The following is a 23,676-nucleotide window of genomic DNA, read 5'->3' as shown; positions in this document are numbered from 1 at the left end:
ACGGGAAGCTCCTTACGGAATTGTTAGACCTTGGCTTCGAACGAGTCATGATACGAGACCGTCCCAAAGGGCAGTGAACCGTTGAACGAAATCGCTTGGAAGTACTCTGCCGGAACGCCAGGCAGTACCAGCGAAGGCTCCGCATTGAAGCCAAAGCGCGAGTAGTAGCCAGGCTCTCCAAGCACAACGCATCCGGCAGCGCCTAGCGTGCGTAACTCCGCCAGTGCGTGCTCCATGAGCTGAGCGCCAACTCCCTGTCCTTGGTGCTCTGGCGTTACGGAGATTGGCCCAAGCCCATACCACCTTTCCGCACCACTCGAAATAGTTACGGGCGACACTGCGACATGCCCAATAACCGAGCCATTGTCCTCTGCAACGAGAGAGACGATGAGCTGGCCGGAGTTGCGCAGCGCCCTGACAATAAATTGCTCGGCATGGTTGGTGTGAGCGGCGTTCTGGAATGCCGCGATAGTCGCGGCCTCAACAGCTGCGGTATCCGAGGGGCTCTCTTTTCGGATTCTCATGATGCTTGCTCTAAGGTCTAACGCCTGAATTAAGCCGAGCCGCGAAGCGGCTTCGGCTTGAATGAATTGTTAGCCGTCAGCCGACGAACCATGGTGGCCATCTCGATCTTGGCGATGTCTGTGTCGAATTGAACCTCTCCAACCGAGGTGAACCCGGCGTTTGCATAAAATCGTTGCCCGCCTTGGTTGGATGTAAGTACGTTTAACCAAATGGCCGCCTGGTCACGCTTGGAGGCCACAGAAATAATATGCTCAATTGCCTTAGAGCCATAGCCCCTGCCGGTAGCGGAAGCGCTGAAGTAGATTTTTTGCAGCTCTGCGCCAACGATGCCAGAAATCGGCTCTTGCTTGTCCCAATTGATCTTGGCGTAGCCAACAACTGAGCTGCGTGAGTCTTGAACAAGCAGCCACAAATGTTGTGGCGAAGAAAGCGACTTTTGTAGGGCTGGATCCGAGAAGTCACGAGAGAGGAACTCTTCGAGACCCTGGGGGGACCAGATGGACGCGAAATGCTCACGGTAGGTCTTACACCCAATCGATTGGATGACTGAAAAGTCGTCAGTTGAGGCAGTTTTTATCACGACGCTTTCGTTGAGCTTCATTGGCGGCTAACACCTATTAGACCCCACATCGGGGCATATGCATGAAATATTCAGCTTTAGGTCATGGCTCGTCAAGTGGGAAAACCCTACGAATCAACAGGGATTTTCCGGATGGCGGCTGCGGCGCGGCGGAACAAGGATAGTCTTCGCATATCTCACGGATCGAGGCGCCATGTCTTATGACCCCAGAAACGCAGGAATAAACCGTATGGTCAGTGGCCCGTCTGCGCCGCGGTTGCTGGATGAAGTGCGACGTGTGTTGCGGTTGAAGCATTACAGCCTTCGCACCGGGACGGTTTATGTGGCTTGGGTCCGTCGCTTCATTCTGGCCAATGGCAAGCGGCATCCGCGCGACATGGGCGAAGCCGAGGTCGAGAAGTTTCTGTCGGGACTGGCGGTTCAGGGCAAGGTGGCGGCGGCCACGCAAAATCAGGCCTTGGCGGCACTGCTGTTCCTGTACAAGCAGGTGCTGGGTATCGAACTGCCATGGATGGAAGGGGTGGTGCGGGCCAAGCGGTCACAGCGCGTGCCGACCGTGCTTTCGCGTGACGAGATCACGCAGGTGCTGGCAAGGATGGACGGACGCTCCTGGCTGCTGGCGAGCCTGCTGTACGGCACCGGCATGCGGTTGATGGAAGCGTTGCGGCTGCGGATCAAGGATGTGGATTTCGGGCGTAACGAAATCACCATACGCGATGGAAAGGGCGGCAAGGATCGGCGCACCATGTTGCCGCGGTCTCTGACTGAAGCATTGCTTCGTGAAATCGAGCGCGCCCGCCTGTTGCATGAAGCCGATCTGGCGGCGGGGTTCGGCGCGGCATGGTTGCCGCATGCGCTGGCGCGCAAGTATCCAAATGCCTCGCGCGAAATTGGTTGGCAGTATGTGTTCCCGGCTGCACAGCGCTCATCTGATCCGCGCGACGGCATCGAGCGTCGGCATCATGTCAGCGACGCGATCCTCTCGCCTGCATTGAAGGCAGCGTGCCGCGCAGCTGACATCACCAAGCCCGTGAGCGCGCATACACTGCGCCATTCGTTCGCCACGCACTTAACTGGAGGCTGGGTATGACATCCGCACCGTGCAGGAACTGCTCGGCCACAAGGATGTAGCTACCACGCAGATCTACACCCATGTGCTCACCCGTGGCGGACAAGGCGTGCTGAGTCCATTGGATCGTTGAGGTTCAGCTCGGGCAAAAAACGTCGCCACGACTGCCGCTCTTGCCGACGCCCTGCCTTCGCTACCGGCCACGTGTCCCTACTTCGCCCGCCTTGCCTTGGCGCCGGACGCATTGAGGGCAACCGCGGCGCGGACGAGCGCCTTGAACGCGGCCGCGTCCACCGCTTCGCCCTCGTGGATGTCGATCGCGCGCCGCACGTTGCCGTCGAGGCTGGCGTTGAAAAGCCCGGTGGGGTCCGCCAGCGAAGCGCCCTTGGCGAAGGTGAGCTTCACCGCTGTCTTGTAGGACTCGCCGGTGCAGAGGATCCCGTCGTGCTCCCAGACGGGCGTACCCATCCACTTCCACGTCTCCACGACCTGCGGGTCGGCCTCCTTGATGAGCCGGCGCATCCTGCCCAGGGCCTCCCCGCGCCAATCGCCGAGCCCGGCGATCCGCTCGTCGATCAGTTCGGCGGCCGGGCGGCCTTCGGTCGAGTCCGACTTCTTCATGTTCCCCTCCCCCGCGGATGGAATCCGGTAGTCGGCCTCGCATCCGCTCCGGGCCAAGCCTGAGAGCCGGCGCACTAATCGCTCAACGATGTGATGCCTCAGGTCTTTGCCTGCTTCGCACGGGATGCGAGCCGCCCCTTGCGAAGCAAACGCTCCGAGCGCATCACATGCATGATGAAGACCTTGTGTCCGTCGTGGCGATAGAAGATCCGGCAAGGCGGCTCCACGATCTGGCGGTAGCGGGATCGCCCGAGCTGCGGTGGCGGGGCCGCGCGGCGGCTTGAAGGACACGAAAGTCAGGCCACTTGCTTCACCCTCCGACAGCGCAGCCCTGCGCCGAACGACCTCATTGCACAGGGTGTCGAAGTCTTCGCTACGCGGCAGGTAGCTTGCAGGGATGGAGAGTCTGCCGCCAGGGTGAATGAGGACAAGAAACGTGTATCTCCGGACGACGCGCAAGGTCGCGCTTTGAATGTCGGAAAGCCTGACGACCGTGGGGCGTGAAAAGACCAAAAACTCGGCACCGCGATAGAGGCGGCGGAAAGAACCAGGTAGCGTTTGGACAGCAAGCCAACAACGGCCGCAGGTATATGAACCACGGCAAATGCAACGCCAATGGCCACGATGCACCAGTAGAAGGCTGTGGCGCCTTGAGGATCAAGGCGGATCATGCCATCGATGATGAGGCCCCTGGTGTTGGTGGAGGCTTGGTGCACCATGAGGGCCATACCAGTGAGAAGGATGGCGATGGCGAGCACTACGATCCAAAAGCGAGGGCGGTAGCGATAGCTCAGTGTCTCCAACGGAATGTCCTCCCAAGGCAACGCTTGCGTTAGGCGGTGCCGGAGGCATCCGCCCTGAATGCCTTGGGTACCGCAGCCACAACCCGCCCGCGGATAGGCACGAGAATGAAGAGGGCAATGTTGAGCAGCAAGGGGATGGGGCGATGAGCTCCACCGAACCAGGCAAGCGCCAGGACAACAATGGATAGGCTCGCAGGAACGGCGACGGGCCACCAACGGGTATCGTCCTTGAACCATATGCGATAGGCGCCGAAAGCATACAGGGCGCCGAGCACGAGGCCAAAGCTCGCAGCCAGGGAGGGCTTGCCTAAAACTAAAAGCAGGATGCCGCTGGCAACGTTTGCCAAAGCCGAATAGGCCATGAGGCCAAAAACGGCCATCGACAGCTTGCGCTCACGTGCCTCCAACATGCGGCGGCGATTGCGCATGGCAATTTCGGCCCGGCGGTCATTTGCCTTGCTGGTTTCATCCACGATGGATCTCCCTCTGATGTGCCTAACGCTCGAGTTAAACGGCGCGCGTCAGCGTCTCCGCCAAGGCGAAGCTGTCAGCCACGCCGCGAAGCAGCGTCGGCTTGGACGAATGGTCAGCGCCCGTGCCCGCCAGCCCCTGACTCGTAAAATGCGCGGATGTCCTTCAAATCCTGAACAAACTCGGGGTTCTGTTCCAGGTCAAACGCATGAGCATTCATGGTGTCCACCCACTTCAAGCAGCTTGCGGCGGCTGGCGGAGACCCAGGCAGCGATTCCGCGGCGATCATGGAGGCTTTGTCGGAAAAGACGCTGTACGTGTTGCTGATAAATGCGTCTGCGACCTTGGGCCCTTTCTGCCGTGCGATCTGGGATCTCACATAGTCCATCCAGCCGTTGGCCGCATCAGCGTAGGGCTTATTGCGAACGACCCACTGGCGACTAGCCTCGGAGAACTGTGGGGCGGCCTCGGGAACCGCCGCGCAGGATTTTTTCATCCTTTCCACCGTGGCGGTCATGGTCAGGGCAAAGCCTACGGCCGCATTTCGCTGCTCGGTTACATCCAGCGAAGCGGGTGAGCTTGCACCGGCCACCGGCGTCGCGGCCAGAAGGAATGCAATGAACATCAACCTCATCCAATGCCTCCAACAGGCGTTAACGCCTGAATTGAGCGGCGCGGTGCTCTCGCCCGCCTGACGTGCTTGCCGGCCCCATGCACCCCGATCGACGCACATGGGAAAGCGCTCTTGACGGTGCGATGAGCGCCGCACCCTCTCGCGCCGTCTCCAGTGCCGGCAGGATGCGCTCGCAGGCACAAACGTATTCACCCCATCGATGTGCCTTCGAATTCCTGGTGCGTCGTCCATGACGTTTCCCCCAATTCTTCTTACCGTCGGCCGCTCAGGGCGGTCCGGGCGGCAGGCGTTGCGCCCCGCCCGCTCATCCTAGCATCAGCCCCTGCCGCTCGATAAAGCCGATCACCTCCTCCAGCCCCGCCCCATGCCGCAGGTCCGTCATCACGAAGGGCTTGTCCCCGCGCATGCGTTTGGTGTCCTCGCGCATGACGTCGAGGGAGGCGCCCACGTGCGGGGCGAGGTCGGTCTTGTTGATGACGAGCAGGTCCGAGCGGGTGATGCCGGGGCCGCCCTTGCGGGGGATCTTCTCGCCGCCGGCGACGTCGATCACGTAGAGGGTGAGGTCCGACAGCTCCGGCGAGAACGTGGCGGCGAGGTTGTCGCCGCCCGATTCGATGAACACGATGTCGGCGTCGGGGTAGCTGTCGAGCATGCGCTCGATGGCTTCGAGGTTGATCGAGGCGTCCTCGCGGATGGCGGTGTGCGGGCAGCCGCCGGTTTCCACGCCCATGATGCGCGCGGGCTCCAGCGCGCCGGCCACGGTGAGCAGGCGCTGGTCTTCCTTGGTGTAGATGTCGTTGGTGATCACCACCAGGTCGTAGCGCTCGCGCAGGGCCTTGCACAGGGTTTCGAGCAGGGTCGTCTTGCCCGAGCCCACCGGGCCGCCGATGCCGACGCGCAGCGGGGGCAGGGGTTTGGTGCGGGGTTGGCGTACGGCATTCATGAGCGGAACAGCCTCGTGTATTGGGTTTCGTGCCGGGCGGAGAGGATGCCCAGCATGGGGGCGAAGTTGCAGGCGGATGCCGGCACGGCGGGCGTGGCGAGCACGTGTTCGATCAAGGCAGGCAGGCGGCCGCCGAGGCGGCGCAGGATGGCCTGGCCGGCGGCCTGGCCCAGCGGCACCAGCTTGATCGCCGCGGCGGTGAGGTTCTCGGCCAGGCTCCAGGCCAGCGCGTGCAGGCCGCCGCGCTCGTCGAGGCCCAGCACGCGCGCGGCGACGGCGTGCACGCTGGCCCAGGCGGGCGGCTGCAAGGCGTCGAGCAGGGCGCGGTGCGCGGCGGTGAGCGCGGGCAGGTCGGGCAGGCCCTTCAGCCACTGCGCCAGCGAGCGGCCGGTCTGCTCGCCTTCCAGGCGCAGCTCGGCGGTCTCGCGCAGGGCGAGCAGTTCGTCGTTGTGCCCGGCCAGCGCGGCCGCGTCGAGCGCGCCCCAGGCGGCGTACTGGGCGCGCCACAGCGGCGCCTCGCCCTCGGCCCAGACCAGGGCGAGGTAGTCGGCGATCCAGCGCTCCGCGCTCGCGGCATCGCGCACCGCGCCGGCTTCCAGCGCCGCTTCGAGCCCCAGCGAATGGCTGAAGGCGCCCACCGGCAGCGCGGCGGAGGCGAGCTGCAGCAAGGCGGGCAGGTTTGCGAAGTCAGTGGTCGTGGTCATGCGGATGATCGTGGCTCGTCCCGTGCCCGCCCGCGTGCGGACGGGCGTGCGCGGCGGCCGGCGCCGGCTCGTGGCGATGGAACACCGCCTGGGCCAGCGCGTAGTCCTCGGCGAAGGTGGCGTCGTGGCCGTGCTTGTGGCCGCCACCGTAGGCGCCGGTCTCGGGCTGGAACGGCGCCATCAGCGCTTCGACGTGCACGCCGAGCTGGCCGAGCATGTCGCGCAGCACCGGGTCGGGCTCGATGGCGAGGTAGCCCTCGCCCACCTCCACCGAAATGTGCCGGTTGCCGAGGTGGTAGGCGGCGCGGGTGAGCGCGCGCGGCGTGTCGGCGGTGATGCGCAGCACGTGTTCGGCGGCGGCCTCGACGGCGAAGCGCTGGCCGCCCTCGGTCTCCAGCCGGTCGCCGGGTTGCAGCACGGTGCCGGGCGTGAGCACCCAGGCCAGTTCGCGCCCGTCCGGCAGGCTCCAGCGCTGGCGGCTGCGCTTGCGGATGTCGAACGGCAGGCTCAGCGGTTCGGCCAGCGGCGCGTCGGCGGCGACGTCGGCATGGGGCTGGTGGTGGCGGATCAACAGCATGGATCGGACTCGCAATCAGACGCGGCGGCCGGCGTCTCGTGCGCGGCCGCGGCCTCCACCTTACGCCAGTAGAAACGGTTGTCGACGGCCATCACCGGGAAGGCCGCCGGCAGGGCCTCGCGTGGGAGGACGGTGAAGCCGTGCTTTTCGTAGAAGCGGTGCGCCGCCAGGAATTGCTCGGTGGTGCCGAGGTAGATCTCGTGCACGCCGTGCCCGGCGCACCAGTCGAGCAGCGTGCCCAGCAATCGTGGCGCCACGCCATGCGTGGCGCCGCGGTACGCCTCGGCCACGAACATCTTGCGCAACGCGCCCCGGCCTTCGCCGATGTCGAGCAGGCCGATGCTGCCAACCACCTCGCCGCCGGCCAGCGCCACCCAGAACTGGCCCTTGCCCTGCTGGTAGAAGCCCGGGATGTCCGTGAGGTCCGGCTGCGCGTCCAGGGTGATGGGGATGGCGAACTCGCGCTGCTGGATGGGCACGATCAACGCGGCCACGCCTTCGCGCCAAGCAGGCTGATAAGGATGGATCTCGATCATCGGATCGACGCGCCGCCCCACGCTCAGAACAGGAAATACCGCTGCGCCATCGGCAGCACCTCGGCCGGTTCGCACCACAGGCGTTCGCCGTCGGCGGTGACCACGTAGGTTTCCGGGTCCACCTGGATGTCTGGCGTGGCGCTGTTGTGGATCATGTGCGCCTTGCCGATGGCGCGGCAGTCGCGCACCGCCACCAGCGGCTTGGCGAGGCCCAGGCGCTGGCCGATGCCGGCCTCCAGCGCCGCCTGCGAGACGAAGGTGAGCGAGCTCTGCGTGAGGTTGCGCCCGAAGCTGGCGAACATCGGCCGGTAGTGCACCGGCTGCGGCGTGGGGATGGAGGCGTTGGGGTCGCCCATCGGCGCGGCGGCGATGCTGCCGCCCTTCAGGATCAGTGCCGGTTTCACGCCGAAGAACGCCGGCTTCCACAACACCAGGTCCGCCCACTTGCCCACCTCCACCGAGCCCACCTCGTGCGCGATGCCGTGGGTGATGGCGGGGTTGATGGTGACCTTGGCGAGGTAGCGCTTCACGCGGCCGTTGTCGTGCCGCGCCGGGTCGCCGGGCAGCGAGCCGCGCTGCAGCTTCATCTTGTGCGCGGTCTGGAAGGTGCGGGTGATCACCTCGCCCACGCGGCCCATGGCCTGCGAGTCGGAGCTGATCATGGAGAAGGCGCCGAGGTCGTGCAGGATGTCCTCCGCGGCGATGGTCTCGCGGCGGATGCGGCTCTCGGCGAAGGCCACGTCCTCGGCGATGCCCGGGTCGAGGTGGTGGCACACCATCAGCATGTCCAGGTGCTCGTCGATGGTGTTGACGGTGTAGGGCCGCGTGGGGTTGGTGGAGCTGGGCAGCACGTTGGGGCGCGAGGCCGCCTTGATGATGTCCGGCGCGTGGCCGCCGCCGGCGCCCTCGGTGTGGTAGGTGTGGATGGTGCGGCCCTTGAACGCCGCCAGCGTCACCTCGACGAAGCCCGACTCGTTGAGCGTGTCGGTGTGGATGGCGACCTGGGTGTCGGTGTCCTCGGCCACGCGCAGGGCGGCGTCGATCGAGGCGGGCGTGGTGCCCCAGTCCTCGTGGAGCTTCAAGCCGATGGCGCCGGCCTCGATCTGTTCGGTGAGGCCTTGGGTCAGGCTGGCGTTGCCCTTGCCGAGGAAGCCTAAATTCATCGGGAACGCCTCGGCGGCTTCGAGCATGCGCTGCAGGTGCCAGGGGCCGGGCGTACAGGTGGTGGCGTTGGTGCCGGTGGCCGGGCCAGTGCCGCCGCCGAGCATGGTGGTGACGCCGGACATCAGCGCCTCCTCGATCTGCTGCGGGGCGATGAAGTGGATGTGGCTGTCGATGCCGCCGGCGGTGAGGATCAGCCCCTCGCCCGCGATGATCTCGGTGCCCGGCCCGATCACGATGGTCACGCCCGGCTGGATGTCCGGGTTGCCGGCCTTGCCGATGCCGCTGATGCGCCCGCCCTTCAGGCCCACGTCGGCCTTGACGATGCCCCAGTGGTCGACGATCAGCGCGTTGGTGATCACGGTGTCGGCGCAGTCGCGGCTGGCGCGCTGGCTCTGGCCCATGCCGTCGCGGATCACCTTGCCGCCGCCGAACTTCACCTCCTCGCCGTAGATCGTGAAGTCCTTCTCCACCTCGATCACCAGGGCGGTGTCGGCCAGGCGCACGCGGTCGCCGACGGTGGGGCCGAACATCTCGGCGTAGGCTTGCTTGCTGATCTTGGCCATCACTCCTCCGAACTCTTCGCCCCGCCCCCCTGCCCGCAGGGAGGCGGAGAGGGGCTGAACCCTTGCCACAAGCTGGCAGGGCTTCACCCCACCCTGGCCCTCCCTTGCTGCACGCAGGGGAGGGAACAAAATCTCTAAAGCTTCCCCATCACCGCGCCGGCGAAGCCGTAGACCTCGCGCGCGCCGGCCAGCTCCACCAGCTCCACCGCGCGCACCTGGCCCGGCTCGAAGCGCACCGCGGTGCCGGCGGCGATGTTGAGGCGGAAGCCGCGGGTGGCGGCGCGGTCGAAGCGGAGCGCCTGGTTGGTTTCGAAGAAGTGGTAGTGCGAGCCGACCTGGATGGGGCGGTCGCCGGTGTTGGCGACCTCCACGGTCAGCGTGCGGCGGCCGGCGTTGAGTTCGATCTCGCCGTCGTCGATCAGGAGTTCGCCAGGGATCATCGCCATGCTCCTCATGCTGCCACCGCGCCGAACAGCAGCGCCGCGCCGGTGAGCGCGGTGCCGGCGCCGGCCAGGCGCGTGGCCCAGTCGGCATGGCGCGCCGCGAGCCTGCCGGCCAGCGCGCCGCCCAGGTGCAGCAGCGCGGTGGCGGCCACCATGCCGGCCAGCCAGTGCGCGCCGGCGGCGCTGGCGCCCAGGCGGCACGTGGCCGGCATCTCCGCGCCGTGCGCATAGCCGTGGAACAGCGCGAAGGCGCCGGCCACGCCGCAGGCCACGGCCAGCGGCAGGCGCTGCTTGGCCAGCAGCAGGCCGCCCAGCACCACCAGCGACAGCGCGATCACGCCCTCCACCACCGGCAGCGCCAGCACGCCCGTGGCACCGAGCAGGGCGCCCAGCAGGGTGGCGCCCGCGAAGGCCAGCGGCACCGCCCACCAGCGCCGCGCCTGCGTGACCGCGCTCCACCAGCCCACCGCGGCCATCGCCAGCAAGTGGTCGAGGCCGGTGAACGGATGCGCCAGGCCAGCACCGAGGCCGTCCGTGCAGCCCCCCGGATGGGCGAGCGCGACGGCGGGCAGGGCGAGCGCGGCAGTGAAGGTCAGGCGGCGGGAAAGCGCGCGATGCATGGCGATACCTCGTCGAAAAACGTTGATGCGGAACGGCTCAGCCGATCGGGTCGTGCACGGTCACCAGCTTGGTGCCGTCGGGGAAGGTGGCTTCCACCTGGATGTCGGGGATCATCTCGGCCACGCCCTCCATCACGTCGTCGCGGCCGAGCAGGGTGGTGCCGTAGTGCATCAGCTCGGCCACGCTGCGGCCGTCGCGGGCGCCTTCCATGATCGCCGCGCTGATGTAGGCCACCGCCTCCGGGTAGTTGAGCTTGAGCCCGCGCGCGCGGCGGCGCTCGGCCAGCAGGCCGGCGGTGAAGATGAGCAGTTTGTCTTTCTCGCGCGGGGTCAGTTCCATAGGAAAAAGCTCTTTTGCATTCGCCTCCTCGCCCCACCGGGGAGAGGCTTGAGGTGAGGGGCGGGGCTTGCGGCGGCGGCGATCGAAACGCGCTCCGCGATGCGGTGCGCTTGGCATGACTTCAACCGCGAGCACCCGCCCCTCACCCCGGCCCTTCCCCGGCGGGGAGAGGGAGAAGGTCTATGTGTTCCAGATGCGCGGCCGCTGCGGCGCGCGCGATGCGGTCCACGGCCGCAAGGTATGCCACAACGCTTCGAGCAGCGCACGCACCGCGTGCGCGCCCTCGCCCACGGCGCGGATCACCAGCAGCTCGGCGGGCGCCGCCAGCCAGGTGATGCCGCACGGCACGTCGTGCGCCTCGGCCACGGCGCGCGCCGCCGCCAGCGCGGCCTCGCGGTCGGCGTCCAGCGCCGGCGAGGCGGCCCACGCGGTGGCGAACACCGGGTGCCCGGCCAGGCCCAGCGGCGAGGCCCGCAGCGGGTCGTCCGCTGCCAGCCGCGCGCGCTCGATCCACACTGGCCGGCCCGCGCGCGTCACGCGGAAGTGCTGGTGCCAATGGCCCGTGCGCCACGCCTCGCCGGCGGCGAGGCGGCCGAGCTGCACGATGTCCCAGCCGAACGTCGCCGCCCGCGGCGCCAGCGCGATGGTGGCGTGCTGCGCGGCGCGCGCGCCGTCGAACAGGATGGCCTCCTGCGGCAACCATTCCAGGCAGGCGCCGTCGGCCACCGACAGGTGCACGTCCTGCCGCGCCCCGGCTGCCGCGGCGCGGTACCACTTAGCCGCGCCGGGCGTGGTGAGCAGGGCGCGCGCGCCCTCCTCCAGGGCCACCGCGATGTCCAGCCGGTCGCCGCCGGCGATGCCGCCCGGCGGGTGCAGCAGCAGGGCGTGGCAGCACGCGGGCCCTTCCGGATACAGCATGCGCTGCACGCGCAGCGGGCCGTGGTGGCGGCGCTCCACCGCCCGCGTCGCGGTGCCCTGGCGGGCGAAGCGCAGCGCCAGCGACGCCTTCCATCCGGACGTCTGGACGTCCGAACGCGGCCCCGCCTCCGGCGGCGAAGCGGACTCGTCGGGCAGGGGCAGGCGGGGTGCGGCGGCGGACGGCATGCCCACGACGCTACCTGCATCGGCGCCGTCCGCCAATACGCTTGACACGATGCAGCAAAAGTCGTGTATTCGAACCGGCTGCCTCCTGCGTGAGCGACGGCGCGCCTTGACGGCCAAGGCGGCGCAGGCGGGCAGGCCATCCTTTCTTGTCGCCCCGGCCGCCTCGCGCGCGCCGGCGGCCGTTGTTTCGGAGCCCGCATGTCCGCCGTTCGCCAGCCCGTCCTCACGCCGCCCCGCGACTGCAGCTTCGACCCCGCCGACTGGGCCATCCTGGCCCGGCACTGGTACCCGGTGGCGCGCGTGGAGGACGTGGGCGAGAAGCCGCTGGCGGCGACCCTGCTCGACATGGCGCTGGTGGTCTACCGCACGGGTGCGGGCATCCACGTGGCGCGCAACCTGTGCCCGCACCGCGGCGTGCCGCTGTCGCACGGCTGGGTGGAGGGTGAGGAGATCGTCTGCCCCTACCACGGCCTGCGCTACGCCGCCGACGGCCGCTGCACGCAGATCCCGGCGCATCCGGAGCTTGCGCCCTCGGCGCGCTTCACTTTGCAGGTGTTCCCGGTGAAAGTGCGCTACGGCCTGGTGTGGACGCGGCTGGACCGCGACGCCGACACTGTGGTGCCGCCGTTCGAGGCGTGGGAGACGGCGGGCTATCGCCAGGTGCTGCCGCCCTACGTGGACATCGGCGGCTCGGCCGGCCGCCAGGTGGAGGGCTTCGTGGACGTGGCGCACTTCGCCTGGATCCACCACGAGGCCTTCGCCAGCCGCGAGAACCCGGTGGTGCCCGACTACACCGCCGCGCTCACCGACTACGGCGTGCACGCGGAGTACCGCAGCGACGTGCCCAACTACCCCAAGGGCGTGGAGGGCGATGCGCCGGCGGGCTTCGTATGGCTGCGCGAGTTCGACATCCACGCGCCGTTCACCGCGCGGCTGATCGTGCATTTCCCCAACGAGGGCAAGCTGCACATCCTGAACGCCGCGAGCCCGGTGTCGGCGCGCAGAACGCGGCTGTTCGTGCCGATCGCGCAGAACTTCAACTTCGACGTGCCCACGGAAGACATCCACGCCTTCAACGCGCAGATCTTCGCCGAGGACCAGGCGATCATCGAGATCCAGAAGCCCGAAGACCTGCCGCTGGACCTCACCGCCGAGGCACACTTCCCGGCCGACCGCTCCTCGGCCGCGTACCGGCGGTACCTGTCGAAGATGGGGCTGAGCTTCCGCTACACGGCGTGAGCTTTACGCCCTCTCCCCCGCCGGGCCTGATTGGCATCAAGTCTCTCGGCGCCCCTCACCTGCAGCCCTCACCGTCATTCCGGCGCAAGCCGGAATCCAGTGCCTTTCTCGCCATGCCAAGGCGCTGGATCCCGGCTTGCGCCGGGATGACGAGCAGAAGAGGCTGGCCGAGAGGCTCGATGCCAATCAGGCCCGGCGGGAGAGGGAGCAAAGCAACCACTACGGCGAGCATTCACTCCCCAGCCACTTGACCAACCCCTTCGCCAACGCCACCCGGTGCGCCGAGAACGGGTGGTCGTCGTCGTAGGTCAGCGCCTGCAGGTGGCTCGCGCCGGCCTGGTGCAGGGCGGCGGTGAAAGCCTGGTAGGTGGCGATGTCCATCGGCGTGCCGGTGTCGGCGATCACCAGCAGGTGGCGGTCCTTGAGGTCGGCGGCGTGGGCGACGACGTCCCACTCGGCGCCGTGCGCCGCCAGCTCGGCCTCCAGGTCGCCGGCCTTGGCGCGCAGCGGGCCGGCGTCGGGGTCGGTGGTGGCGCGGAAGTAGTCGGCCATTTCCTTGCCCTCGGCCGGCTCGGCCTTCCAGCGCGCGGGCGCGCCGCCGAAGTTCCACGCCGCCAGCGTCGCGGCGCAGGTCACGCCGGGGTCGCGCGCGGTGGCGAGCAGGGTGAGGCCGCCGCCCATGCTGTGGCCGACCAGGGCGATGCGCCGGGGGTCGATGCGGTACTTGGCGGCGTTGGCCGGATCGCGCACGAAGGCCAGCGCCGCGGCCACGTCCTCCAGCGCATTGCCGAAGGAGAACGTGCCGCCGCTGCCCCAGCTGCCGCGGTAGTCGAAGTAGAGCGCGTTCCAGCCCGCGCGGCGCGCGGCCTGGGCGAGGTCGAGGTTGCGCTCGTTGCCCGGGTAGCCGTGCAGGAAGATCGCCAGCGGATGCGGCCCCGGCCCGGCGGCGGTGTAGAGAAAGCCGTTCATGCGCGCGCCGTGGCTGGGGATGGCCAGCTCCGCCTGGCCGGGCGGGAACGTGCCGCGCGGCGGGTCGGTGACCAGCGGATCGGCGGCCTGCGCGGTGCCGGCGGCGAGCAGGGCGGCGAGCAGCCAATGCCGGGGGCGGAAACAGATCGCGGGCTTCATGGGGACTCCGGGAAAGCGTGGCCGATGGCCGTGGAAAGGGATCTCGAAACCGCGTGCGGCGCCTCGGCCTGCCGCTCCCTCCCCTGCGTGCAGGTGCAGGGGAGGGTTGGGGAGGGGTGAACACTTGCCTCGAGGCCAGGTTTCACCCCCTCCCAGCCTCCCCCTGCAAGCACTGCAAGCAGGGGGAAGGCCCAAGTATTACGGCAAGGCCGGAGCGGGCGGAAACGACCCGCCCCATGCACTCACACCGGCTCCGCGCCCTCTTCCAGCGTCGCCACCGCCTCGCCGCGGCCCAGCCCGTTGAACCAGGCGTTGAGCGCCACCGCCGCCAGCGTGGCGAGCAGGATGCCGCTGTGCAGGAGCGGGCCGAGCGCCTTGGGCAGCCGGTCGAAGAGGTGCGGCGCCACCACCGGCGCCAGGGCCAGGGCCAGGCTCACCGCCACGATCATCAGGTTGTGCCGGCGCCCGGCGAAGTCCACCTGCCCCAGCACGCGGATGCCGTTGGCGGTGACCATGCCGAACATCACCAGCCCGGCGCCGCCGAGCACCGCCGGCGGGATCGCCGCCACCAGCACGGCGAGCTTGGGAATCAGCCCGAGCAGGATCAGCAGCGCGCCGGCCAGTACGCACACCCAGCGGCTCTTCACGCCGGTGAGGCTGACCAGGCCGATGTTCTGCGAGAAGGAGGTGTCGGGGAAGGCGTTGAACACGCCGCCCAGCACGGTGGCCAGGCCGTCCACGCGCAGGCCGCGCACCAGGGTGGCGCGGTCCACCGGGCGCTCCACGATCTCGCCCAGCGCGAGGAACATGCCGGTGGATTCGACGAACACGATGAACAGCACCACCGTCATGGTGACGATGGACCACGGCTCGAAACGCGGCAGGCCGAAGTGGAACGGCTCCACCCACGCCAGCCACGGCGCGGCGCCGAGGCCGGCGAGGTCCACCCGGCCGAGCAGCGCCGCCAGCACCATGCCGGCCACCAGCCCCAGCAGCACGCCGATGTTGGCCACGAAGCCGCGCGCATGGCGCAGCAGCGCCAGCACGCCCAGCAGCACCGCGGCGGCGATGGCGAGGTTGGCCGGCGCGCCGTAGTCGGGCGCGCCCACGCCGCCGGCGGCCCAGTTCACCGCCACGCCGATCAGGGTGAGGCCGATGGCGGTGATCACGGTGCCGGTGACCACCGGCGGGAACAGCTTGAGCAGCCGGCCGATCAGCGGCGCCGCCAGGATGCCGATCACGCCGGCGACGAGGTTGGCGCCATACACGTAGGGCAGGCCGAGCTGCGGGTTGCCGCCGATGGCGATCATCGGCCCCACCGAGGCGAAGGTGGCGGCCATCACCACCGGCAGGCGGATGCCGAAGGCGCCGAGGCCGAGCGACTGCACCAGGGTGGCGAGGCCGCAGCAGAACAGGTCCGCGCTGACCAGGAAGGCGGTGTCCACGCGCGAGAGGTGCAGCGCGCCGGCCACGATCAGCGGCACCGCCACCGCGCCCGCGTACATCACCAGCACGTGCTGCACGGCCAGCACCAGCCAGGGCAGGGGCGCAGGCAGGGCATCCACGGCGGCTTCGCGGGCGGGACTTGGCATCGGGGTCTCGGACGTCTGGACGCCCGAACATAACGAGGAATACTGCGACGCACAACCGCAAGAAAAACCCGGCGCGCGCGGCCGCGTTTTTCGGTATGGTGCAGAGTCACATGATCGACGCCGGACCCGGTGCCGCTCCCGCCCAGGCGGGCACGAGCGCCGGCTGGCGGGGCGAGGGCCCGTCCCGACACGCAAACGGCAGCCGCGGGCAGCGGCACGTGTCGCAGGTGCCCGCCCCGATCCTCGAGCCACCCGCCCCATGCCGGGTGCCGGGCTCCCTTTGCGGGGGCGCCGGTGCCCGCCGGCGCCGGCCATGCCCAGACACTGACGGAGACCCCCATGGGCCGACTCACCACCCATGTCCTCGACACCGCGCACGGGCGCCCGGCCGCCGGCCTGCGCGTGGAGCTGTATGCGCTGGACGGCGAGGCGCGCCGCCCGCTCGGCGCCTTCACCACCAATGCCGACGGCCGCGGCGACGGCCCGCTGCTGGAGGGCGCGGCGCTGCGCCCCGGCACCTACGAGCTGGCCTTCCACGCCGGCGACTACTTCGCCGCGCTGGGCGTGGAGCTGCCCACGCCGCGCTTCCTCGACGTGATCGTGCTGCGCTTCGGCCTCGCCGACACCGCCAGCCACTACCACGTGCCCCTGCTGTGCTCGCCGTGGAGCTACAGCACCTACCGCGGCAGCTGAGGCCTCGCGCATGTCCGACTACCTGATGGAATCGATCGGCCTGCTGCTGCGCTGGCTGCACGTGATCGCGGCGATCGCCTGGATCGGTGAATCGTTCTACTTCGTGGCGCTGGACAACGGCCTGGAGCAGCCCCGGCCCGGCAGCGCGCCGGCCGGCGTGGCGGGCGAGTCGTGGTCGGTGCACGGCGGCGGCTTCTACCACAAGCAGAAATACCTGGTGGCCCCCGCGCGCATGCCCGAGACGCTGCACTGGTCGAAGTGGAAGGCCTACACCACCTGGCTCTCCGGCTTCGCACTGTTCGGCGCGATGTACCTCTCGCAGCCGCAGCTGTACCTGGTCGACCCCGCAGTGGCGGCGCTGCCGCCGCACCTGGCGCCGCTCCTGGCGGTGGCCTTCCTGGCCGGCGGCTGGCTGGTGTACGACGCGCTGTGCCGGCTGATCGGCTTCCGCGACGGCGTGCTCGGCGTGGCGGTGGGCCTGTTCGTGCTGGCGGTGGACTACGCGGCCACGCACCTGTTCGGCGGCCGCGCCGCGTTCCTGCTGGTGGGCGGCGTGATGGCCACCATCATGTCGGCCAACGTGTTCGTCGTGATCATCCCCGGCCAGAAGAAGATGGTGGCCGCGCTGGCCCGTGGCGAGACGCCCGACCCGGTGTACGGCAAGCGCGGCAAGCAGCGCTCGGTGCACAACACCTACTTCACCCTGCCGGTGGTGTTCGCCATGCTGAGCAACCACTACGCCTCCACCTTCGCCCACCCGCAGGCGTGGCTGATCCTCGCGCTGTGGATGCTGGCCGGCGCGCTGATCCGCCAGTTCTTCGTGCTGTGGCACGCCGGCCGCCGCGCGTGGGCGCTGCCGGCGGGCGGCGCGGTGCTGATCGTGGCGGCGCTGGCGTGGATGCGCCCGAGCGCGCCCGCGGTGGCCGCACCGGCCACGCCGGCCACGACGCCGGCCAGCGCGACGGCCGCCCCCGCGGTGAGCGCCGACGATTTCCCGCTGGTGCAGAAGGTGATCGCCGAGCGCTGCGCCGGCTGCCACGCCGACCACCCCACGCTGATGGCCAGCGCGCCCAAGGGCCTGTCCTTCGACAACCCGCAGACCATCCTCCAGCACGCCCACGGCATCTACCACCAGACCGTGCAGCTGAAGATCATGCCGCTCGGCAACATCACCCACATGAGCGAGGCGGAGCGTGCGACCATCGCGCGCTGGTACGACGCCCAATCCTCCAAGCCCTGACACGACCGCCCGCATGACTCTCACTGCCACCGCCCCCGACGCCCCCGCCTTCGCCCGCCTCGGCGTGAACCTCGCCGACGCCCGCCTGGGCGCGCAGGCACTGGTCGCCAGCGACGACTTCTTCGCCGCCAAGGAACGCATGCTCGACCCCGCGCCCGCGGTGTTCATCCCCGGCAAGTACGACGACAACGGCAAGTGGATGGACGGCTGGGAATCGCGCCGCCGCCGCCACGGCGGCCACGACTGGTGCATCGTGCGGCTGGCGCGGCCGGGCCGGCTCTACGGCGTGGACCTGGACACCAGCCACTTCACCGGCAACTACCCGCCGGGCGCCGCGCTGGAAGGCTGCCTGCTGGCCGGGGGCGAGCCCGATGCCGACACCGCCTGGACGCCGCTGCTGCCGGCGGTGGAGCTGGGCCCCGACCGCCACCACTACCACGCCATCGCCGACGAGGGCACGTACAGCCACCTGCGCGTGAACATCTACCCCGACGGCGGGCTGGCGCGGCTACGTGTGTATGGACGTCCATCCTTCGATGCGCAGCTCACCGACGCCCACGGCCGCGTGGACCTCGCCGCCGCCATCCAGGGCGCGCGCGGCGTGGCCGCCAACAACGAGCACTACGGCCACGTCGGCAACCTGCTGATGCCCGGCCGCGGCGTCGACATGGGCGACGGCTGGGAAACCCGCCGCCGCCGCGAGCCCGGCCACGACTGGTGCCTGATCGCGCTGGCCGTGCCCGGCGCCATCGAGGCCGTCGAGGTGGACACCGCCCACTTCAAGGGCAACTTCCCCGACCGCTGCTCGCTGCAGGCCGCCTTCGCGCCCGGCGTGCCCGACCAGGCGCTGATCACCCAGAGCATGTTCTGGGCCGAGCTGCTGCCGGCGCAGGCGCTCGCCGCCGACAGCCTCCACCGCTTCGCCGCCGAGGTGCAGGCGCTCGGCCCGGTGACCCACGTGCGCTTCAATATCCACCCCGACGGCGGCGTCTCGCGCCTGCGCCTGTTCGGGCGGCCGACGTGACGCCGCTGCCCGTCGAGCCGCTGACGCGCGAGGCGTTCGCCCCGTTCGGCGAGGTGATCGCGGCCGACGCGGCGGCCCGCCACTACCCGATCAACCAAGGCACCACCGAGCGCTACCACGACCTCGCCACGGTCGACGTGGGGGCCGAAGGCGGGCGCACGCTGGTCAACATCTTCCGCGGCCAGCCGCGCGCGCTGCCGTTCGAAGTGCGCATGATGGAGCGCCACCCGCTGGGCAGCCAGGCCTTCATCCCGCTGGGGCGCTTTCCCTACCTGGTGGTGGTGGCCCCGCCCGGCGAGCTCGACCCCGCCGCCCTGCGCGCCTTCCTCGCCACCGGCGGCCAGGGCGTCAACTACGCCCGCGGCACCTGGCACCACCCGCTGCTGGCGCTGGGCGAGGTGTGCGACTTCCTGGTGGTGGACCGCGGCGGTGCCGGCCACAACCTGGACGAGCTGGACCTGCCGGCACCGCGCCTGCTCGCGCACATCTAGCCGCTGCGCCGCGAGCGCGGGGCCACGCCGGCATGCGAGGAAGCGTGAAGCCCACCGGATGCCGGCGAACCCTTAGCTTCACCGGACGCCCGGCCACGCGCTGCGCGGCGGCCGGGCACATCCGACAGCCCCGCGCCTACGGGGCTCCGGCAGGGCTTGATCCGCCCCCTCCGGCCGCAGCGTCCTGGCTTGCCGTCCGCTGAGACGGCCCGCATGTATGCTCGGGTCAGTCCTGCCCATGCCGGGCCCTCGCCATGCCGAACGCGCCTTCCACCGACACGCTGCTGGCCGGTTTCCACCCGGCCGTCGCCGCCTGGTTCCGCGGCGCCTTCGCCGCGCCCACCGCGGCGCAGGCGGGGGCGTGGCCGTCGATCCGCGCGGGGCAGCACACGCTGGTGGCCGCGCCCACCGGCTCGGGCAAGACGCTCACCGCCTTCCTCGCCGCCATCGACGCGCTGGTGCGCGAGGGCGTGGTGCGCGGCGGCGCGCTGCCGGACGAGACGCGGGTGGTCTACGTCTCGCCGCTGAAGGCGCTGTCCAACGACATCCACGTCAACCTGGAGCTGCCGCTGGAAGGCATCCGCGCCGAACTGGAAAAACTCGGCCTGCCGGACGTGGCGATCCGCACCGCCGTGCGCACCGGCGACACCCCGCAGGCCGAGCGCGCGCTGATGCGCAAGCACCCGCCGCACATCCTGGTGACCACGCCCGAATCACTCTACATCCTGCTCGGCTCGCCCTCCGGCCGCGCGGCGCTGGCAAGCGCGCGCACGGTGATCGTGGACGAGATCCACGCGCTGGCGAACAGCAAGCGCGGCGCGCATCTCGCGCTCACGCTGGAACGCCTGGAGGCGCTGTGCCAGCGGCCCTTGCTGCGCATCGGGCTGTCGGCCACGCAGAAGCCGATCGAGGCGGTGGCGCGGTTCCTGGTCGGGGCGGGCGAGGATGCCGCGCTCGCCGCGCTGGCGCCTTCTCCCCGCCGGGGCGCGCGAGGAAAGGAACAAGTGCGCTGCGCGATCATCGACGTGGGCCACACCCGCCCCCGCGACCTCGCCATCGAGGTGCCGCCGGTGCCGCTGGAAGCGGTGATGTCCAACGACACCTGGGAGCTGGTCTACAACCGCCTCGCCAACCTCGCCGAGGCACATCGCACCACCCTGGTGTTCGTCAACACGCGGCGACTGGCCGAGCGCGCGGCGCGGCATCTCTCCGAGCGCCTCGGCAAGGACGCGGTGGCCGCGCACCATGGCAGCCTGGCGCGCGAGCAGCGGCTGGACGCCGAGCAGCGCCTGAAGCGCGGCGAGCTGAAGGTGCTGGTGGCCACCGCCTCGCTGGAGCTGGGCATCGACATCGGCGACGTGGAGCTGGTGTGCCAGCTCGCCTCGCCGCGCTCCATCGCCGCCTTCCTGCAACGCGCGGGCCGCTCCGGCCACGCGGTGGACGGCACGCCCAAGGCGCGCCTGTTCCCCACCACCCGCGACGACCTCGCCGAATGCGCCGCCCTGCTCGACTGCGTGCGCCGCGGCGAACTGGACGCGCTGGTGCAACCCTACCGCCCGCTCGACGTGCTGGCGCAGCAGATCGTGGCCGAGGTGGCCTGCACGGAGTGGGACGAGGATGCGCTCTACGCCCTGGTGCGCCGCGCCCAGCCCTACCGCGACCTCGCCCGCGAGGATTTCGCCGCCATCGTGCGCATGCTGGCCGAGGGCTTCACTACCCGCCGCGGCGCCCGCGCCGCCTACCTGCACCGCGACGCCGTGCACGGCCAGCTGCGCGCGCGGCGTGGCGCGCGGCTCACCGCCGTCACCTCCGGCGGCACCATTCCCGACACCGCCGACTACCTAGTGGTGCTGGAGCCGCAGGCCACCATCGTGGGCACCGTGAACGAGGACTTCGCGGTGGAGAGCCTGGCCGGCGACGTGTTCCAGCTCGGCAACCGCAGCTACCGCATCCAGCGCATCGAGCCCGGCCGCGTGCGGGTGGAAGACGCGCAGGGCATGCCACCCAATATCCCGTTCTGGCTGGGCGAGGCGCCGGGGCGCAGCGACGAGCTGTCGCTCGGCGTGTCGCGCCTGCGCGAGGAGATCGCCGCCCAGCTCGACGCCGGCGGCGTGGCGGCGGCGGTGCGCTGGCTGCGCGACACGCTCGGCCTCGGCGAATCCGCCGCGCAGCAGCTGGCCGACTACCTCGCCAAGGCCAAGGCTGCGCTCGGCGTGCTGCCCACCCAGCACACACTGGTGTTCGAGCGCTTCTTCGACGAATCGGGCGGCACCCAGCTGGTGATCCACACGCCCTACGGCAGCCGCCTCAACCGCGCCTGGGGGCTGGCGCTGCGCAAGCGCTTCTGCCGCCAGTTCAATTTCGAATTGCAGGCGGCGGCCACCGAGGACGCCATCGTGCTCTCGCTCTCCACCAGCCACAGCTTTCCGCTGGAAGAGGTGGCGCGCTACCTGCACTCGGCCTCGGCCGAGCACGTGCTCACCCAGGCCCTGCTTGACGCGCCGCTGTTCCCGGTGCGCTGGCGCTGGAACGCCACCACCGCGCTGGCGCTGCCGCGCTACGCCGGCGGCAAGAAGGTGCCGCCGCCGCTGCAGCGCATGAAGAGCGAGGACCTGCTCGCCACCGTGTTCCCCGACCAGGTAGCGTGCCTGGAGAACATCGTCGGCGAGCGCGAGATTCCCGATCACCCGCTGGTGGCGCAGACCCTGCACGACTGCCTGCGCGAGGCGATGGACACCGACGGCCTGCTGCGCCTGCTGCACGGCCTGGAGGACGGCGCCATCGCCGTGGTGGCGCGCGACCTCACCGCGCCCAGCCCGCTCGCCAGCGAGATCTTGAACGCCGCGCCCTACGCCTTCCTCGACGACGCGCCGCTGGAGGAGCGCCGCACGCAGGCCGTGCAGGCGCGGCGCTGGAACGACGTGGAAAGCGCAGAGGATCTTGGCCGGCTCGACCCCGAGGCCATCGCCGCCGTGCGCGCGGAAGCCTGGCCCGAGGTGCGCAGCGCGGACGAGATGCACGAGGCGCTCCATGGGCTGGGCGGCCTCACCGCCGGGGAAGCGGCGGCGAACGCGGGGTGGGAGGGGTGGCTGGCGACGCTGGCCAAAGCTCGCCGCGCCGCGCGCTTGTCTCCCTCTCCGCGTGCTCCCCAAAGGGGAGAAGGGGCAACCGTGCCGAGCGGTTTCGCGCCATCGAGTGCAAACGGTAAGCGGCGAGGCCCGCCGCTGGATGATGCGGCGGGTTTATGGATCGCCGCCGAACGCCTCCCCCTCTGGCAGGCCGTGCACCCCGGCGCCGCGCTGCACCCCGCCATCGCCGCGCCCGCCGAATACGCCGCGCAAGGCTGGACACGCGAAGACGCCCTCCTCGAACTGGTGCGCGGCCGCCTCGGCGGCCTCGGCCCGATCACGGCGGCGCAGCTCGCCGCCGCGCTTTCGGTCGGGGTGGACGAGGTGGAGCCGGCCCTGCTGCGCCTGCAGTCGGAAGGCTACGTGATGCAGGGCCGCTTCACCCCGGACGCGGCCGCCACGGAATGGTGCGAGCGCCACCTGCTGGCGCGCATCCACCGCTACACGCTGGGCCGGCTGCGGCGCGAGATCGAGCCGGTGAGCCGGCGCGACTTCATGCGCTTCCTGCTCGACTGGCAGCACGTCACGCCGGCCACCCGCCTGAGCGGCCCCGACGCGCTCACGGCGGTACTCGCGCAGCTGGAAGGCTACGAGGCCGCCGCCGGCGCCTGGGAGAGCGAGCTGCTGCCCACGCGCCTCGCCGACTACGGCAGCCGCTGGCTGGACGAGCTGTGCCGTGCCGGCCGCCTGGCCTGGAGCCGCCTGCGCGGCGGCGGCGGCAGCGGCCCGGTGCGCGCCACGCCGATCGTGCTGCTGCCGCGCCGGCAATTGGCCGTCTGGACGTCCATTGCATCCGGCGAGCAGGCGCAGGAATCGCTGCTTTCCTCGCGCGCCCAGGCCGTGGCCGACGCGCTCGCCGCGCTGGGCGCGCTGTTCTTCGACGAGCTGCTGGACGCCACCCGCCTGCTGCGCACCGAGCTGGAGGACGCGCTGGGCGAGCTGGTGGCCGCCGGCCGCGTCAGCGCCGACAGCTTCGCCGGCCTGCGCGCCCTGCTGCTGCCCGCCGCCCAGCGCCAGGCCAGCCGCCACCGCCGCCTGCGCCGGCACCTGATGACCGAGATCGAGGACGCCGGGCGCTGGGCGCTCGTTCGCCAGCCTTTCCTTCTCGCTGCCGGGGAGAAGGTGCCCGACAGGGCGGATGAGGGGCGGGTGCTCGCGACCGAATCGCCTAAAGCCCGCCCCCTTCCCCAAAAGGACGAAGACGCCAGGGACGAAGCCATCGACCACCTCGCCCGCACTCTCCTGCGCCGCTACGGCGTGGTGTTCTGGAAGCTGCTGGAACGCGAGGCCTCCTGGCTGCCCACCTGGCGCGAGCTGCTGCGCGTCTACCATCGCCTGGAAGCGCGCGGCGAGATCCGCGGCGGGCGCTTCATCAAGGGCCTGGTGGGCGAGCAGTTCGCCCTGCCCGAGGCGATCCCCGCACTGCGCGCGGTGCGCCAGCGCG

General features: G+C 70.0%; 22 protein-coding genes and 2 pseudogenes. 7 read left to right on the top strand and 17 right to left on the bottom strand.

Features of this window, described 5'->3' with window-relative positions; genetic code table 11:
• Positions 1-23: 23 nt before the first annotated feature.
• Both ACH65_RS18945 and ACH65_RS18940 read right to left on the bottom strand, forming a co-directional pair.
• Positions 24-524, bottom strand: a complete 501-nt coding sequence (locus ACH65_RS18945) for a GNAT family N-acetyltransferase (RefSeq protein WP_082190224.1) — start codon at positions 522-524, stop codon at positions 24-26.
• A gap of 29 nt (positions 525-553) precedes the next feature.
• A complete protein-coding gene (locus ACH65_RS18940) occupies positions 554-1,126 on the bottom strand; it encodes a GNAT family N-acetyltransferase (RefSeq protein WP_082190223.1) in 573 nt (190 codons plus the stop codon).
• 172 nt (positions 1,127-1,298) lie between these two features.
• Between ACH65_RS18940 and ACH65_RS09085 the strand changes: the two are divergent.
• Positions 1,299-2,307, top strand: a pseudogene (locus ACH65_RS09085) (integron integrase).
• 77 nt (positions 2,308-2,384) lie between these two features.
• Here the strand turns inward: ACH65_RS09085 and ACH65_RS09080 are convergent.
• The 13 genes and pseudogenes from ACH65_RS09080 to ACH65_RS09025 form a co-directional block, all read right to left on the bottom strand.
• Positions 2,385-2,795: a DUF1801 domain-containing protein gene (locus ACH65_RS09080; RefSeq protein WP_049622275.1), complete on the bottom strand. Its 411-nt coding sequence runs from the start codon at positions 2,793-2,795 to the stop codon at positions 2,385-2,387.
• Between the two features lie 98 nt (positions 2,796-2,893).
• A pseudogene (locus ACH65_RS21165) lies at positions 2,894-3,058 on the bottom strand (type II toxin-antitoxin system RelE/ParE family toxin); the annotation flags it as partial.
• Positions 3,059-3,627: 569 nt separating this feature from the next.
• The gene (locus ACH65_RS09075) at positions 3,628-4,071 is read right to left on the bottom strand and encodes a hypothetical protein (RefSeq protein ID WP_153242540.1); all 444 of its coding nucleotides are present in this window, start codon (positions 4,069-4,071) and stop codon (positions 3,628-3,630) included.
• A gap of 113 nt (positions 4,072-4,184) precedes the next feature.
• Positions 4,185-4,694 carry a hypothetical protein gene (locus ACH65_RS09070; protein ID WP_153242539.1) on the bottom strand — a complete coding sequence of 170 codons (510 nt, stop codon included), beginning with the start codon at positions 4,692-4,694 and terminating at the stop codon, positions 4,185-4,187.
• A 313-nt stretch (positions 4,695-5,007) separates the two neighbouring features.
• Positions 5,008-5,646, bottom strand: coding sequence for an urease accessory protein UreG (ureG, locus tag ACH65_RS09065; protein ID WP_049622272.1), 639 nt, complete (start codon positions 5,644-5,646; stop codon positions 5,008-5,010).
• Entirely contained in the window at positions 5,643-6,350 is a 708-nt protein-coding gene (locus ACH65_RS09060) for an urease accessory protein UreF (protein ID WP_049622271.1), read from the bottom strand. Before ACH65_RS09060 ends, ureG begins: the two co-directional genes overlap by 4 nt.
• A complete protein-coding gene (ureE, locus tag ACH65_RS09055) occupies positions 6,334-6,927 on the bottom strand; it encodes an urease accessory protein UreE (RefSeq protein WP_053096226.1) in 594 nt (197 codons plus the stop codon). Before ureE ends, ACH65_RS09060 begins: the two co-directional genes overlap by 17 nt.
• Positions 6,918-7,463, bottom strand: a complete 546-nt coding sequence (locus ACH65_RS09050; protein WP_049622270.1) for a GNAT family N-acetyltransferase — start codon at positions 7,461-7,463, stop codon at positions 6,918-6,920. Before ACH65_RS09050 ends, ureE begins: the two co-directional genes overlap by 10 nt.
• Before the next feature lie 23 nt (positions 7,464-7,486).
• Complete coding sequence (gene ureC / locus ACH65_RS09045) at positions 7,487-9,190, bottom strand: urease subunit alpha (RefSeq protein ID WP_049622269.1); 1,704 nt, start codon at positions 9,188-9,190, stop codon at positions 7,487-7,489.
• A gap of 134 nt (positions 9,191-9,324) precedes the next feature.
• Positions 9,325-9,636 (bottom strand): urease subunit beta, encoded by a 312-nt coding sequence (locus tag ACH65_RS09040; RefSeq protein WP_425478278.1) that lies wholly within the window; start codon positions 9,634-9,636, stop codon positions 9,325-9,327.
• 5 nt (positions 9,637-9,641) lie between these two features.
• Positions 9,642-10,253 carry a HupE/UreJ family protein gene (locus ACH65_RS09035; RefSeq protein ID WP_049622267.1) on the bottom strand — a complete coding sequence of 204 codons (612 nt, stop codon included), beginning with the start codon at positions 10,251-10,253 and terminating at the stop codon, positions 9,642-9,644.
• A gap of 37 nt (positions 10,254-10,290) precedes the next feature.
• Complete coding sequence (ureA, locus tag ACH65_RS09030) at positions 10,291-10,593, bottom strand: urease subunit gamma (protein WP_049622266.1); 303 nt, start codon at positions 10,591-10,593, stop codon at positions 10,291-10,293.
• 180 nt (positions 10,594-10,773) lie between these two features.
• Entirely contained in the window at positions 10,774-11,697 is a 924-nt protein-coding gene (locus ACH65_RS09025) for an urease accessory protein UreD (protein WP_064504841.1), read from the bottom strand.
• A 198-nt stretch (positions 11,698-11,895) separates the two neighbouring features.
• Between ACH65_RS09025 and ACH65_RS09020 the strand changes: the two genes are divergently transcribed.
• Positions 11,896-12,936 carry an aromatic ring-hydroxylating oxygenase subunit alpha gene (locus ACH65_RS09020; RefSeq protein ID WP_049622265.1) on the top strand — a complete coding sequence of 347 codons (1,041 nt, stop codon included), beginning with the start codon at positions 11,896-11,898 and terminating at the stop codon, positions 12,934-12,936.
• A 219-nt stretch (positions 12,937-13,155) separates the two neighbouring features.
• On the opposite strand, the gene ACH65_RS09015 is transcribed toward ACH65_RS09020, so the two are convergent.
• Positions 13,156-14,064, bottom strand: a complete 909-nt coding sequence (locus ACH65_RS09015; protein ID WP_049622264.1) for an alpha/beta hydrolase family protein — start codon at positions 14,062-14,064, stop codon at positions 13,156-13,158.
• A 242-nt stretch (positions 14,065-14,306) separates the two neighbouring features.
• The gene (locus ACH65_RS09010) at positions 14,307-15,656 is read right to left on the bottom strand and encodes a nucleobase:cation symporter-2 family protein (RefSeq protein ID WP_049622263.1); all 1,350 of its coding nucleotides are present in this window, start codon (positions 15,654-15,656) and stop codon (positions 14,307-14,309) included.
• A 339-nt stretch (positions 15,657-15,995) separates the two neighbouring features.
• On the opposite strand from ACH65_RS09010, the gene uraH reads away from it, so the two are divergent.
• From uraH to ACH65_RS08985, 5 genes are all read left to right on the top strand, one after another.
• Positions 15,996-16,349: a hydroxyisourate hydrolase gene (gene uraH / locus ACH65_RS09005; protein WP_049622262.1), complete on the top strand. Its 354-nt coding sequence runs from the start codon at positions 15,996-15,998 to the stop codon at positions 16,347-16,349.
• A 10-nt stretch (positions 16,350-16,359) separates the two neighbouring features.
• Complete coding sequence (locus tag ACH65_RS09000) at positions 16,360-17,589, top strand: urate hydroxylase PuuD (RefSeq protein ID WP_049622261.1); 1,230 nt, start codon at positions 16,360-16,362, stop codon at positions 17,587-17,589.
• Between the two features lie 13 nt (positions 17,590-17,602).
• Complete coding sequence (gene alc / locus ACH65_RS08995) at positions 17,603-18,613, top strand: allantoicase (protein ID WP_049622260.1); 1,011 nt, start codon at positions 17,603-17,605, stop codon at positions 18,611-18,613.
• Positions 18,610-19,104: an ureidoglycolate lyase gene (locus ACH65_RS08990; RefSeq protein ID WP_049622259.1), complete on the top strand. Its 495-nt coding sequence runs from the start codon at positions 18,610-18,612 to the stop codon at positions 19,102-19,104. Before alc ends, ACH65_RS08990 begins: the two co-directional genes overlap by 4 nt.
• A 254-nt stretch (positions 19,105-19,358) precedes the next feature.
• The coding region (locus ACH65_RS08985; protein WP_049622258.1) for a DEAD/DEAH box helicase at positions 19,359-23,676 on the top strand (4,318 nt) is incomplete at its 3' end.

The organism is Frateuria defendens (assembly GCF_001182895.1).
Taxonomy (GTDB): Bacteria; Pseudomonadota; Gammaproteobacteria; order Xanthomonadales; family Rhodanobacteraceae; genus Frateuria_B; species Frateuria_B defendens.
The sequence above is the reverse complement of the archived record's forward strand: the minus strand, read 5'-3'. Positions and strand labels throughout refer to the sequence as shown.